A 13,669-nucleotide genomic window follows, 5' to 3' on the forward strand; every position below is an offset into this window, starting at 1 on the left:
CCATGGCGAGGACGCATGGCCCGGACATCGCCGCCGAAGTCGCGGGCACACCACTGATCGCCATGCTCACCGAGCCCGAGTCCCCGGCCGTGCCCGGGGTGACCGAGGAGCTCGGCAAGGCCGGCATCCGCGCCGTGGAGATCACCCTCACCTCACCCCACGCGCTGCGCTCCGTGGAACGCAGCGTGGCCACCGGCGCCGCGCTGGTCGGCGCCGGAACGATCCGTGACCGGGAGACCGCCGTCCGGGCGGTGGAAGCGGGCGCCCACTATCTCCTCACCCCCGGGGTGCTGCCGGACGTGCTGGACGAGGCGCACAGGCTCGGCGTCCCCGTCGTGTGCGGCGCCTTCACCACCACCGAAGTGATGGAGGCCTGGCGGCTCGGCGCCGCTCTGGTCAAGCTGTTTCCCGCCCGGCTGGGCGGTCCGGCGTATCTGGCGTCGCTGACGATGGCCTTCGCCGACATCCCGATCGTCCCGACCGGCGGCATCACCGCCGAGGACCTGCCGGACTACTTCAGAGCCGGTGCCCACGCCGCCGCGCTGGGACGGCCGCTCGTCGGCGACGCCCTGCGCGGCGGGAACCTCTCGGACGTACGGCACCGGGCGGCGGACCTGCTCGACCAGGTGCGCGCCGTACGGGGCGGATAGCCGCCCCGGCACGCCGACGGCGAACCGGCACCGTCCGTCCGCCCGACGCGGCACCCGCCCCGCACCCCCGCCACGTACCGACATCCGCGAACCGGCACCCCACGCAGGCCTCCGGCGGTTAACCCCGCACCGGTCGCCGTGGCGACCGGGCGTGCCCCAGCCGAAAGGGATTCCCTTGGGCCTGGACATTTCCTTCGAACTCGATCGCAGGGCCGAGCAGATCGACGCTCTGGCGGCCAAGCGGAAGAACGTCATCGCCTCGGACCAGATGGTCGAGGGGCACTACCCGATCTTCGCCGACCGAGCCCAGGGAGCCCACTTCTGGGACGTGGACGGCAACAAGTACCTCGACTTCTTCCTGTCCTACGGAACCGTCATCCTCGGCCACGCGGACCCGGACGTGGACGAGGCCGTCGTCAGAGAGATCCGGCGCGGCTTCGCCACCGGCCTGATGAAGCCGATCCAGACGGAACTGATCGGGGAGCTGCTGGAGATCATCCCCGGCGCGGAGATGGGCATGCTGCTCAAGACGGGCTCCGACGCGACAGGCGCGGCCGTACGGCTGTCCCGTGCCTTCACGGGACGCGACCGGGTGGTGCGCTGGGGCTACAACGGCTGGCACGACTGGTGCGCCCAGTGGGACAACGGCATCCCGGCCGTCAGCCGCGAGCTGGTGGACACCTTCACGTACAACGACCTCGATTCCCTGCGCGTGCTGTTCGAACGGCACCCGGGACGCATCGCCTGCGTGGTGATGATGCCGTTCATGATCGACCGCCCCGACCCCGGGTTCCTGGAGGGGGTGCGCGAGCTGACGCGTGAGCACGGCACCCTGCTCGTCTTCGACGAGATCCGGTCCGGTTTCCGGCTCGCGGTCGGCGGGGCCCAGGAGTACTACGGCGTCACCGCCGACCTGGTGACCCTCAGCAAGGCGTTCGCGAACGGCTACGCGATCTCCGCGCTCACCGGCCGGGCGGACGTGCTGCGCACTCTCGACACGGTGCACATCTCATCCACCTACTACGCCAACGCCGAGGCCATGGCGGCGGCCCTGGCCACCGTGCGCAAACTCCGCTCCGGAGAACACCTCAAGCGCGTCCGGCACCTGGGCGAACGGCTCCAGAGCGGACTGCGTGAACTGGTCACCGCTTACCGGGCGCCCATGGAGGTCGTCGGCCACCCGCCGATGCCGTTCCTCGGCTTCGGCTTCGGCAGCGAGGAACGCGATCAGCGGGCGAAGCGCTCCTTCTACAAGGCCACCATCGGCGAAGGCGTCTTCCTGCACCCCAATCACCACTGGTTCATCTCGGCCGCCACCACCGAGGACGACATCGGCACGGCGTTGCGCGCCGCGCGAACCGGGTTCGAGGCGCTGGCCCGGGACGGGTGGCTCACGAGCGAGGGAGCGACGGCGCGATGACGGATTCTGTGACGACGCCTCCCGTCACCGGTCCGCGGGTCCCCGCCGCCGGGCACGGCTGGGGCATGATCCGGCCGCGCAGCGCCACCGAGCGGCACTGGGCGGAGGAGCAGGAGGTGATCGGCCCGGGACTCCAGGCCGTGATGCTGCTGTCACGGCTGTGCGTGGCGGACGCCGACGGCGCGGTGCTCACCGATGTCGACGGCAACCGGATCATCGACTTCCAGGGAGCGGGCGGCGTCAACTCCCTCGGCCACGCCGAGCCGCGGTTCACGGCCGCCCTCGCCCAGGAGCTCACCCGGGCCACGGCGGGCGCCTTCGCCACGCCCGCCCGCCTCGACATGGTGCGGATGCTGCGCGGCTTCCTGCCGGAGGACCTGGACACCATCCAGCTCTACAGCGGCGGCACCGAGGCGGTCGAGGCGGCACTGCGGCTGGCCAAGTCCGTCACGGGCAAACACGAGTTCCTCTCGTTCTGGGGCGGCTTCCACGGCAAGACCATGGGCAGCCTGGCCCTCACCGCGGGCGCCAGGTCCGGCCTCGGGCCGCTGCCGCCCGGCTGCTTCTCCGCCCCGTACGCCAACTGCTACCACTGCCCCTTCAAGCTGACCGCACCCGGCTGCGGCTTCGCCTGTGTCGACCACGCCCGGGACGTGATCAAGGAGAACTCCACGGGGGCCCTCGCCGCGATCGTGGTCGAGCCGGTGCAGGGCAGGTCCGGCAATGTCGTACCGCCGTCCGGCTACCTCTCCGCCCTGGGCGAGGTGGCGAAGGAGTTCGACGCCCTGCTGATCGCGGACGAGATGATGACGGGATTCGGCCGGACCGGCGCCGCGTTCGCCTACCAGCACGAGGACGTGCGCCCCGATGTCCTCACCGTCGGCAAGGGCATGGGCGGCGGCTATCCCGTCACCGGGGTGATAGCGGCCGGGACGACCATGGCGGCGTCTCCCTTCTCCGACCCCAGCGCGAACTCGTCCAGCTTCGGGGCGTTCCCCATGGCATGCCGTGCGGTAGCCACCACGACGGAGATCCTCGTGGGCGACAAGCTCGTCGAGAACGCCGCCGAGCGGGGGCGCGAGATGCTGGCGCGACTCCTCGACCTGACCGAACTGGCCCCGTTGGTCGGAGATGTGCGCGGCTCGGGCCTCGCCATCGGGATCGAGCTGGTCGCGGACAAGAAGACCCGGGAACCGGCCCCCAGGAGTGTCGTCCAGAGTGTCTACCTCGAACTGATGGAGGCCGGCGTCCTGGTGATGCTCGGCGGGAACGCGCTACGGCTCTACCCGCCGCTCCGTATCGGGCGGGAACTCGCCGACACGGCTGTCGGAATCATCCGGGAGACGCTGATCCGCACGCGAGGTGACGCATGACGGTCACCCTCGACATGGACCGCCTCACCGCGACCGCGGCACAGGCCGCGTCCGTGGCCGGCGAGGAACTCCTGCGCCGTCGACTCGCGCCCCGCGAGGTGCGCGTGAAGGAGGGAGACGCACCGGTCAGCGACGCGGACCTGGCCGCCGAGAGGCTCACGCTCGCCGTACTGCGCGAGCACACCCCGCAGTTCGCGGTCGTGTCCGAGGAGGAGAGCCCCGACGGCGGCGGCGGCCGTCGGCCCACCTGGATCGTCGACCCGCTGGACGGCACCACCAACTATCTGCGTGGTCTGCCGGACTACGCGGTGGCCCTCGCCCTCGCCGTCGAGGGCCGGACCGTTCTGTCCCTGATCCTGCTGCCCGAGTACGGTGCCGTCTTCCGGGCGGTCGAAGGGCGCGGGGCCTTCCGTGACGGCGTACGCCTGCGCGTCCCGGACCCGCGTCCTGGACGCCCCCTGGCGGGCACGGGCTTCGGCACGGAAGGGGTGGTGCGCGGGCAGCAGCGTTCCGTGGCGGACCGGCTGCTCAACGCGGGATTCGAGATCCGGGAACCGGGCAGCGCCTCCACGGGGCTGTGCCGGGTCGCCTCGGGCGCGTACGACGGCTATCTGGAGTTCGGCATCGGGGTGTGGGACACCGCGCCCGGTGCCTTGCTGGTCACCGAGGCGGGGGGAACGGTCACCGGCTGGGGCGGCGGCGAGTTCGTGGCGGCGCGGGGGCACCTCGTCGCGGCGTCACCCGCCTTCCACCGGAGTCTGGTCGAGGCCGGCGGCCCCTGCCCGCCGGCCGCCGAGCCGGGAGGCCGGGCATGAGGGTGGCGATCGTGGGGTTCGGTGTGGCCGGCACCGCACGGCTGAGCGGCTATCGGTCCGTGGACGGCGCCGAGGTGGTGGCCGTCGTGGATCCGTGCGGGGAGCGCCGGGACCGGGCGGCGCGGCTGCTGCCCGACGGGCGGGTGTTCGCCACGCTCGGCGAACTGCTCGCCGTGGACGGGGCGGACGTCGTGGACATCTGCTCCCCGCCGGTGTTCCACGGCCCGCTCGCCCGTGCCGCGCTGGCGGCCGGATGCCACGTCATCTGCGAGAAGCCGGTGGCGGTGCGCGGCGACGAGGCCCTCGGCCTCACCCGTGAGGCGGCCGAGCGGGGCCGGCTGCTGTTCCCGTCGCACAACTATGGGACATCACCGGTCATGCGGACCCTGCGGGAGGCCGCGGTCGACGGCCGCCTCGGACGGCTGGAGTCGGCGGCGTTCCGCGTTCTGCGCGACCGTCACGCGCGCGGCGTGTCCGAGTACGCGCCGGACTGGCGCCGCTCCCGTGAACTGGCGGGCGGCGGCATCCTGCTCGACCACGGCACGCACTGTGTGTACATGGCGCTGCGCCTGTTCGGCCGTGCGCCGCGGAAGCTCTCCTGCACGGTCGAGAGGCCCGGCGGGGACCCCGACTCGGTGGACGAGGCGGCACGGCTGCGCCTGGAGTTCGGCGAGGCGTACTGCGACATCGAGCTGAGCTGGACGAGCGGCGAACGCTCCAGCCACTACCGGGTGTCCGGGACCTCGGGCCTGCTGCGGATCGACGACGGACTTGTCACCGGACGGAGCGCGGACGGCTCCTGGCAGCACACCCTGGTCTCGCCCAGCAAGGACCAGACCCACCTGGAGTGGTTCCCCCCGATGTACGCGGACTTCCGCCGCGTGCTGGCCGATCCGGCCCTGTGGCACGAGCCGGCGCGGGAGATCGTCGACACCGCACGTGTCGTGGAGACGGCGTATGCCTCGGCCGCCGAGGCCGGCCGGGTGATGTCGCTGTGAACGCGTGTGGCCGGTCCGGGACCGGTCCGTACCGGCCACACGCGTCAGCCGGTCACCGCGTGGTGCCGGGGGCGAGGCCCAGCGCCCGAGCGAGCAGCGGCCCTTCCTCCGTCAGGTTGTCGAAGGTGGTGGAACGTTCGTGGGAGGCGAAGTAGTGGCAGATCACGCGGTCCTCGATCAGGGGCAGCCATTCCAGCCGGCCGGACCTGTACGGCTCACCGAGGCCGAGCGTTCCCTTCTCGCCGAGCCTCCCGCCGAGGAGGGAGTACGACATCTGTGTCACGTAGCGCGGCGCGAAGCTGATCTCCCGGGGCAGGGCCGCCAGCGTGCGTTCCAGGAACGCCGCGTCGAAGAACGCGGCCGTGTCGACGGCCGCGAACCCGCAGCACATGTACGGCACGTACGGCGTGCCCGGCAGGTGGTCGGTGATCCAGTGCACCCCCCGCGGTTCCCAGCCGAACTCCGGCGAGTACAGGAAGGCCGGGCGGTCCGCGGGCGGCGTGGCGGCCCACTCGATCAGCTTCGCCGGACGCGCCAGGAAGACCACGTCGCTGTCCATGCTGACCACCATCGGGGCCTCGCTGAGCAGGAAGTAGTCCACGAGCTGGAGGATGCGGACGTTGTTGCGCCGCACCGCCGCCAGCACGGGGAAGTCCGCGAGCAGCTGCCCGACCCGGCGGTCCGCCTCCGCGCGGCCGATGATCCGCACCTCGGGAGCGTGCCGGCGCAGCCGTGCGGTGTCGCGCGCGGTCAGTGTGCCGTCGTCGTGCACGACGGGGGTCACCTCGGGCCAGAAACGGGCCAGCGACTTCGCGGCGAACAGGTAGAGCGGCACATGGTCCGACGAGACGAGGCTGTGCACCTCCACCCCGTGGCGTCCGGTGAACCGGGGCGCCGTCGTGGCCAGGAGCTGCTTGGTGAGGGCGAAGGCCCCGTCCCTGGCGTCCCGGCGCTGATCGGCACCGGTGGGCGGAACGGCTTCGGTACGGCTCATGCGGATCTCCTCAAGTACGGAGGAAAAATGTGGCTGTAACGGGAGATTATGGTCAAAGTCCCCTGAAGTTAGAAGAGTTGGCGTGGAGCTTCTTCGACGCCCACCAGGCGGAGGTGGTGCGCGAAGCGACCGCGCTGCTCATCCCCGGCCCCGCCGACGCCCCGGGGGAGACCGACCCCGGCGCCCGTGAGGCGGACGCGGTGCGGTACGCCGACCGGCTGCTGGGCGCCTTCACGGCCGAACCGCCCCTGGTCTACGCGTCCGGGCGGGGTGACGGCTCGTTCCTGCCCCTGACCCCCGCCCAGGGCGTGGGCTGGCGTCGGCGCGTCGGAGAGCTCCAGGAGGCGTACCGCACCGGCATCGCCGCGCTGGACCGTCTCGCGGGCGGCGACTTCGCCGCCGCTCCGGTGGCGGCCCGGCACCTGGCGCTGCGCGACCCCGGGGCGGAGGATTTCCGGGGGCTGCTCTTCGACCACGCCGTCGAGGCGACCTACGGCGACCCGGTCTACCGCGGGCGCACCGCGCACCGGGAGGACCCGGCGGCCGACGGCCCCCTCCACCTGGGGATGCCGGGCCCGGCCGGCGCCCCGGCGCGTCCCGGCCCCGTTCCCCGCACGCGCGGCGGGGCCGCGTCCGGCGACGGTGCCCGCGGGCCCGCGCCGCTGCGTCCGTACGCCGGGGAGGGCGAGGACCCCGTACGGAGGCTGGCCCGGCACTTCACCGACGCCGCCCGCGCTGTGGCATCCGGAGGGTCCGATGGCTGAGCGCGCCGTGGTGATCGGCAGCGGTCCGGGCGGAGCGGTGGCCGCCATGGTGCTCGCCGAGAACGGCTGGGACGTCGTGGTGCTGGAGCGCGGCCCGAACCACTTCGAGGACCTCCGGGACCCCGCGCCCCGCCACACCTTCTCCGCCGACGAGATCAAGGGACCGGTGCGCGGTTTCGAGTACCCCGACGCGCTGGCCGAACCGCGCGTCTACCAGGACCGCGCGTTCCCCGGGCCGCCGCACACAGGCTTCGTCAACGCGCTGCCCGCCGCCGTCGGAGGCGGATCGGTGCACTGGGACGCCAAGACCCCCCGGCTGTGGGACCTGGATTTCGCCAAGCGCTCCCTCCTCGGCCCCCTCCCGGACTGCGAGGTGATGGACTGGCCGTTCGACTACGCCGAACTCGCCCCGTACTACGCCGAGACCGAAGAACTGCTGGGCGTACAGGGCGATCTGGCGGCGCTGCCTGCTTCGCCGACGCTGCGCCACGCGCCGCGCGAGGGCGGCTTTCCCCTGCCTCCGGGCCCGGACCAGGGGTCGTCGGTGCGGGTCGCCGGCGCGGCGCGCGGACTGGGGCTGCGCCCGTACCCCATGCCGATGGCCGCCAACTCCCGCCCCTACGGCGGCAGACCGGCCTGCACGGACTGCGGGATGTGCTGCGGCTACGGCTGCCCGAACCAGTCGCGCGGCAGCGCGCTCCCGGCGCTGCGCCGCGCGGTGCTCGCCGGCGCGGAAGTCCTGCCGCTGTCCACCGCCGCCGGGGTGCGGCACACGGGGCGCCGGGCGAGCGGCGTGGTGTACGTGGACGCGGCGGGGCGGAGCCGTGAACTGGGCGCTCAGCGGGTGGTGCTGGCCGGCTCCGCGGTGGAGAGCTGCCGGCTGGCCCTGTTGTCCGCGCTGCCCGATCCCTCGGGCCTCCTCGGACGGCATCTGATGTTCCACTGGTACTCCGTCGCGTACGGGCTGTTCCTGAACGAGCGGGTACGCGAGGACCGCGGCCGCAACATCACCCACGCGCTGGACGACTTCGCCGACCCGGAGCATCCCGGAGCCCGCGATGCCGCACGGGAGGCGGGACTGGCGTACTTCCGGGGCGGAGTGGTGGAGCTGGGTTCCAGCCCGCCGGGCCCGGTCCAGGAGGGCAGGATCTACCGTCGTCTGCTGGCCGGAACGGCGGGCCTTCCGTACGGCACGGCATTCAAGCGGCTGATGCGCGAGAGTCCGTTGCGCGACCGGCTGCTGGGCGTCCAGATGCACGGTGAGGACGTCTCCCAGCGGGAGAACCGCGTCGAACTCGACCCCTCGGCCCGGGACTGGCTCGGCGTGCCGGTGCCCCGGATCTCCTGGGCACCGCACCACCACGAAACGACGGCCCAGCGCTTCTACCTGCCCCGGCTGGCCGCACTGCTGCGTGCCGCGGGCGCCGACGAGGTCGCGGCCGTGCCCGAGACGCGCTCCCGCGCGTTTCCCGGTGAACCGGCCACCGTGCCGGGGAACTTCCACACGCTCGGCGGCATGCGGATGAGCGAGGACCCACGCGCCGGCGTCACCGACGGCGTCGGCCGGCTGCACGCGCTGGACAACGTGTTCGTCGCCGACGGCAGCCTCTTCCCCACCTCCGGGGCGCACAACCCGACCCTGACGATCATGGCCACCGTGCTGCGGAACACCAGGAGGACGACGTGACCGACGAGCCCCCCGCCGGACCGTCCACGGACACCGCCGCCCGTCCCTACGCCTTCGACCCGGCCACCGCGCTGGGCTGGAAGAACATCGGACTCGACGGCCTCGGCTGTTTCCTGCGCGCGGTCGAGGCGGTGCTCCTGCACCGTGGCTACGGGGCCAGAGAGGTGGCACAAGGGCTGGCGGCGCCCCTGGACCTGGTGCGGCGCGGTGACTGGTACGGCCCGATGAGCGAGTTCGGCGCCTGCACCGCACGCTGGCACCTGACCGGCATCGGGACGGGTGAGCGGCAGTGGCCGCGGATCGCCGCCCTCGTCACATCCGGCACCCCCGTGGTGCTGATGCCCGACGCCCACCACTGGCCCGGCGACGAGTACGAGGGGAAGGAGCACTTCCACCACCACATGGTGCTCGCCCACCGGCTGGACGAGGACGGCCTGCATCTGCTCGACACCGATGCCCCCGCCTCCGAGGGATTCCGGCGGGTCATTCCGGTCACCGAAAAGCTCCGACGGTCCTGCGCCCGGTACGCGGTACTGGAGCGCGTGGAGCACCCCGTGGCCCACCGGCCGGAGGAACTGGCGGCCCGGCTGGTGCCCGGATCCGTACTGCCCCTGGCGCAGGACATCGCCGAACTGCGCGCCTTCCACGACCGGGTGTGGTCCGGGGCGCGGCTGCCTCTCCTGCTGGCCAAGGGCATGGACGTTCTCGTGCTCGGCGACATCCAGCCCCAGCTCTTCATCCTCGGGCACGCACTGGCCGGCTCGGACGACCGGCGGACGGCCGAGGTCTCGACCGCGTGCCTCGAAGCCGCCGCCCGCGCCCAGAAACTCGGACTGCTCCTGCTCGGACTGCACCGGTTCCGGGCGGAGGGCGTGTACGCGATGGCGCACGAGGAGGTCGCGATGCTGGCCGCGAGTCTCGATGTGCTGCTGGACGCGATGTGCCGGTACGCCGGTGCCGTACGCCCCCGGGCCGCCGGGGACGGGACCCGGCTCGTACGTCGGCTGCGCGGGGAGACGCACTGGTGTTTCGGCGAGGACAAACCGCTGCCGGAACTGTCCTTCGGGTAGGCCGAAACACGAAGGGAAATGCGATGGAAGCCTTACGGAAAGAGAAATCCCAGAGGGAGATGCGGCATTCTCCGGTCCGGATCTCGCGTCTCAGTACCGTGAAACGAGGGAGTCATGATGTCGCTGACCAGTGAGAACGGCTTCGCATCGCCCTTGCGGAGTCAAATCTTCGATGACATTCGAAAGGTGCTGGTGGAACAGTGTGAAACGCCGCCGGAGCGGGCGAGAACCCTCACGGAGAAGGACCTCATGTCCTCCCTCGAACTCGACTCGATCACCCTTGCCTATGTGTTCACGTATGTCGAGCAGAGGCATGACCTGACGTTCGAGAACGACGACATCGACCCGATGCGCTACACGACCGTGGGCGAACTCCTCGACACGCTCGTCGGCCGCGTGGCCGGACCGGACGCCCGGTGACCGGAAGGACCATGACACCCCCCGGCGCCGCCACCGACGCGACGGCACCCGACGACCGGCTGCTGATGGACACGTACATGTCCCAGTACCGGCTGCCCGCCCTCGCCGCCGCCGACCGGCTCGGCGTCTTCTCCGCGCTGTCCGAGGAGCCCGCGTCCGCCGAGGACCTCGCCCGTACCCGCGGCCTCGACACGTACGGCACCACCGTGCTCCTCTCCTTCCTGACCGCGCTCGGATTCCTCGCCGTGCACGGCGCGAGATACCACCTCACCCCCTCCGCGAGCGCCTTCCTGCTGCGGGGCGCCGCGCGCTACTGGGGCCCGATGCTCGGCCTCGGCTGGGACGAGAGGTGCACAGCCGTCCGCCACGTCGTCAGGAACGGCAGCCCGCACGGCTACCGCGGAAAGGCCATCTGGGAAACGCACGAACGCTCCCCGCGCCACGGCGAACTCTTCGCCCGCGCCATGCACGCGCACTCCGCGGCACCCGCCGCGGCGCTCGCCGCCCACCTGGACCTGTCGGGCTGCACCTCGCTGCTGGACGTCGCGGGCGGGGTCGGCACCTTCTCCATGGCGCTGGCCCGGCGCAACCCGCGGCTCAGGACCACCGTCGTGGACCTGCCCGTGGTGGAGGGGCCCGCCACGCGCGTCCTGACGGACGCCGGACTGACGGACCGCGTCACCCTGCGCCCCGGCGACATGTTCACGGACCCCTGGCCGGCCGGCCAGGACCGGGTCCTCTTCGCCGACGTCCTCAGCGACTGGGACGACGAACGGACCCGCGAACTCATGGTCAAGGCGCGCGAGTCCCTCGCCCCTGACGGCCGCCTGCTGATCCACCAAGTGCTGCTCGACGACTCACGCCACGTGTCCGCGACCGCCGCCGGATACTCCATGGCCCTCGCCGTCATGACCGGAGGACGGCTGCGGACCCTGCCCGAACTCGCCGCCCTGCTCGAAGAAGCCCGATTCCCGCAGTGCGCGGCCACCCCGGTGTACGGCCACTACGCACTGGTCACCGCCCGGCCCGACTGACCTCCACCGGCCCTCACCCGTACGCGAACGGAGCAGACATGGATACCTCGCCCCGCGTCACCGCCATCATCACCAGCCGGGAACGCTTCTCCTACGCGGAGGAGTCCCTGAAGAGCTTCTCCGAGAACACCGGTGTCCCGTGTCACGTGGTGTACGTGGACGTCAACTCCCCGCGCGAGCGCTGGGAACGCCTGAAACACCTGAGCGACGCGCACGGCTTCACGGCCGTGCGCGTCAACAAGTACGTGTCCCCGAACTGCGCCCGCAACATCGGACTGCGCTATGCCCGGGGAGAGTACGTCGCCTTCCTCGACAACGACGTGGAATACACCGCGAACTGGCTCGAACCCCTCGTCGCCTGCGCCGACGAGGAGAAAGCCGCGATGGTCGGGCCCCTCTACCTGCACGGGCCGCTGGACGAGCAGACCGTGCACATGGCCGGCGGCGACATGGAGTTCTCGGGCGCCTGGGGAACCAGGAGCTTCGTCCAGACCCAGCGCCACTTCATGAAGCACCTCTCCGAGGTTCCCGCCGGGGAACTGAGGCGGCAGCGGTGCGACATCATCGAGTTCCACTGCGCGCTGGTGCGCCGCTCCGTCCTCGACCGGGTCGGCGGCATGGACGAGGGACTGCTGACCACCCGTGAGCACCTCGACTTCAGCCAGCGGGTCCTGGACGCGGGCGGCACCGTGTGGTTCGAACCCTCGTCCGTGATCACCTACCGGATGCCGCCGCCGTTCGCACTGACCGACCTGCCGTACTTCATGTTGCGCTGGAGCGACGCCTGGACGGCCGACACGCTGAAGCACTTCGCTCACAAGTACGGCATCGAGCCCGCCTATGTGGAGCGCGTCACCAAGAACCGCAAGGGACGCCAGTGGCTGCTGTTCGAACAGATCAAGCAGTACCTCCCCCACGCCCTCGGCGAGACGGGCACCGAAGCGGTCAAGCGCGCCTTCCAGAAGGTCGAGCCGATCGGCAACCGCATCCTCGTGGAACTCATGACCTTCCGTGAGCCCCCGCTCAAGTGGCAGGTCCACCACGGCTCCGGCAGCGCGACCCGTGAACCGTCCGTGGCCGGAGCCGTCTCGTGAACGAGGCCCCGCACGACTCCGGCCGGGTGCGGGTGTTCGTCCTCACCGGCATCCCCGGCAGCGGCAAGTCGACGGTGAGCGCGCTGCTCGCCCGGCGCTTCGATCCGGCGGTGCTGATCGAGGGCGACACGCTGCGCCGCCTGGTGGTGACCGGCCGGGCCGAGATGACCCCCGACCCGTCGCCCGCCGCGCTGCGCCAGTACGGTCTGCGCCTGCGCCACCTGGCCCACCTCACCCGTTCGTACGCCGCCGAGGGCTTCACCGTGGTCGCCGAGGACAACCTTCTCGGCCGGTACCTGGAGGAGTTCGTCGGCCTGCTGGGCGGCGTACACCCGAGGCACGTGATCGTGCTGGCGCCCGACAGCGACACCGTGCTGCGGCGCGACGCGGGCCGGGCGGCCCGCGCGTACGACAAGGGCGGCTGGACCGCCCCCGAACTGGACCGGGTCTTCCGGCGGGACACCGCACAGCTCGGCCTGTGGATCGACACCTCCGGGCAGAGGGCGCAGGAGACCGTGGAGGACATCCTGGCACGGCTCGACGAGAGCGAGATCCCGTGATGGAGCCGCCGACGGGCCCCGGGGCGGCAACCGCGGCTCTCGCACACCCGCGCTGCCTGGCCCGGCTCGCGCGCTGCGGGCCGCCGCCGGAGGACGGCTCCGCCGACGTGCGCCAGGCCGTGGTCGGCCCGGAGTTCGCCCGGCACTGCTCCGGGCTGCTGAGCCCCGCCGAGCGGGCCAGGTCGGCCCGGATGGGCCTCCCGGCCCGGGACCGGTTCACCGTCGCGCGTGGCCTACTGCGCTCGCTGCTCGGCGGCCGGCTCGGCCTGCACCCCGCGCGGGTGGGGCTGTTCACCCGCTGCCCGGGATGCGGAGGAACCGACCACGGTCCGCCGCGCCTGGCACCGGACGGGCCCGGCTGGCGGATCTCCGTGTCCCACGCCGGTCTCCTGGCGGCCGTCGCCGTCGACTACACCGGCCGACCGGTGGGCGTGGACGTGGAGACCGCGGCCAGGACCGCCGATCTGCGCGGGCTGGAGCCCCGGCTGTTCGGCGCCGCCCAGCGGCGCCGGCTGGCCGGGCTGTCCCCGTACAGACGCCGGATCGCGCTCCTCGGGGCGTGGACGAGCGCCGAGTCCTACGCCAAGGCGTCGGGCACCGCCCTGGGCCATGCGCTCGGCCGCGTCGGCGCGGAGGTCGACGCCGACGGACGGGTGAGCGTCGCCCGCCCCGGCGACCTGGACGGCTGGGCGGTGCGGGCGCTGCCGGCCGGCGCCCCCGGCCATGTCGCGGCCGTCGCCTGCCGCGAGGGCACGCACGTACGAACCCACTGAGCGGGACACACGAGAGG

The 13,669-nt window shown here is 72.2% G+C and carries 14 protein-coding genes; 13 read left to right on the forward strand and 1 reads right to left on the reverse strand.

Annotated features, from left to right (window positions below; genetic code table 11):
* Nucleotides 1-2 precede the first annotated feature (2 nt).
* The 5 genes from ACIOGX_RS01310 to ACIOGX_RS01330 all read left to right on the forward strand — a co-directional run bounded on the left by ACIOGX_RS01310 (nt 3) and on the right by ACIOGX_RS01330 (nt 5,256).
* Complete coding sequence (locus ACIOGX_RS01310; protein ID WP_356513161.1) at nt 3-650, forward strand: bifunctional 4-hydroxy-2-oxoglutarate aldolase/2-dehydro-3-deoxy-phosphogluconate aldolase; 648 nt, start codon at nt 3-5, stop codon at nt 648-650.
* A gap of 175 nt (nt 651-825) precedes the next feature.
* On the forward strand, nt 826-2,070 hold the full coding sequence (locus tag ACIOGX_RS01315) for an aspartate aminotransferase family protein (protein WP_401909194.1): 1,245 nt from the start codon (nt 826-828) through the stop codon (nt 2,068-2,070).
* A complete protein-coding gene (locus ACIOGX_RS01320; RefSeq protein ID WP_401909197.1) occupies nt 2,067-3,443 on the forward strand; it encodes an aspartate aminotransferase family protein in 1,377 nt (458 codons plus the stop codon). Before ACIOGX_RS01315 ends, ACIOGX_RS01320 begins: the two co-directional genes overlap by 4 nt.
* On the forward strand, nt 3,440-4,258 hold the full coding sequence (locus ACIOGX_RS01325; protein WP_356513167.1) for an inositol monophosphatase: 819 nt from the start codon (nt 3,440-3,442) through the stop codon (nt 4,256-4,258). The genes ACIOGX_RS01320 and ACIOGX_RS01325 overlap by 4 nt, the downstream gene beginning before the upstream one ends.
* The gene (locus tag ACIOGX_RS01330; RefSeq protein WP_401909200.1) at nt 4,255-5,256 is read left to right on the forward strand and encodes a Gfo/Idh/MocA family protein; all 1,002 of its coding nucleotides are present in this window, start codon (nt 4,255-4,257) and stop codon (nt 5,254-5,256) included. Before ACIOGX_RS01325 ends, ACIOGX_RS01330 begins: the two co-directional genes overlap by 4 nt.
* Before the next feature lie 52 nt (nt 5,257-5,308).
* Here ACIOGX_RS01330 and ACIOGX_RS01335 read toward each other — a convergent pair whose 3' ends face one another.
* On the reverse strand, nt 5,309-6,250 hold the full coding sequence (locus ACIOGX_RS01335) for a hypothetical protein (protein ID WP_356513171.1): 942 nt from the start codon (nt 6,248-6,250) through the stop codon (nt 5,309-5,311).
* Between the two features lie 77 nt (nt 6,251-6,327).
* On the opposite strand from ACIOGX_RS01335, the gene ACIOGX_RS01340 reads away from it, so the two are divergent.
* The 8 genes from ACIOGX_RS01340 (at nt 6,328) to ACIOGX_RS01375 (ending at nt 13,652) form a co-directional block, all read left to right on the forward strand.
* Nucleotides 6,328-7,014, forward strand: a complete 687-nt coding sequence (locus ACIOGX_RS01340) for a hypothetical protein (RefSeq protein WP_401909203.1) — start codon at nt 6,328-6,330, stop codon at nt 7,012-7,014.
* Nucleotides 7,007-8,701 (forward strand): GMC oxidoreductase, encoded by a 1,695-nt coding sequence (locus ACIOGX_RS01345; RefSeq protein ID WP_401909206.1) that lies wholly within the window; start codon nt 7,007-7,009, stop codon nt 8,699-8,701. The genes ACIOGX_RS01340 and ACIOGX_RS01345 overlap by 8 nt, the downstream gene beginning before the upstream one ends.
* Nucleotides 8,698-9,771: a hypothetical protein gene (locus ACIOGX_RS01350; protein ID WP_401909209.1), complete on the forward strand. Its 1,074-nt coding sequence runs from the start codon at nt 8,698-8,700 to the stop codon at nt 9,769-9,771. The genes ACIOGX_RS01345 and ACIOGX_RS01350 overlap by 4 nt, the downstream gene beginning before the upstream one ends.
* Nucleotides 9,772-9,888: 117 nt before the next feature.
* A complete protein-coding gene (locus ACIOGX_RS01355; protein WP_356513290.1) occupies nt 9,889-10,191 on the forward strand; it encodes a phosphopantetheine-binding protein in 303 nt (100 codons plus the stop codon).
* An 11-nt stretch (nt 10,192-10,202) separates the two neighbouring features.
* Entirely contained in the window at nt 10,203-11,225 is a 1,023-nt protein-coding gene (locus ACIOGX_RS01360) for a methyltransferase (protein WP_356513179.1), read from the forward strand.
* Nucleotides 11,226-11,263: 38 nt separating this feature from the next.
* On the forward strand, nt 11,264-12,319 hold the full coding sequence (locus ACIOGX_RS01365; protein ID WP_401909212.1) for a glycosyltransferase family 2 protein: 1,056 nt from the start codon (nt 11,264-11,266) through the stop codon (nt 12,317-12,319).
* Nucleotides 12,316-12,879, forward strand: a complete 564-nt coding sequence (locus ACIOGX_RS01370; RefSeq protein WP_383972046.1) for an AAA family ATPase — start codon at nt 12,316-12,318, stop codon at nt 12,877-12,879. The genes ACIOGX_RS01365 and ACIOGX_RS01370 overlap by 4 nt, the downstream gene beginning before the upstream one ends.
* Complete coding sequence (locus tag ACIOGX_RS01375; RefSeq protein ID WP_401758660.1) at nt 12,879-13,652, forward strand: 4'-phosphopantetheinyl transferase family protein; 774 nt, start codon at nt 12,879-12,881, stop codon at nt 13,650-13,652. The genes ACIOGX_RS01370 and ACIOGX_RS01375 overlap by 1 nt, the downstream gene beginning before the upstream one ends.
* Nucleotides 13,653-13,669: the final 17 nt, after the last annotated feature.

It is taken from the genome of Streptomyces sp. NPDC088147, assembly GCF_044741565.1.
Taxonomy (GTDB): domain Bacteria; phylum Actinomycetota; class Actinomycetes; order Streptomycetales; family Streptomycetaceae; genus Streptomyces.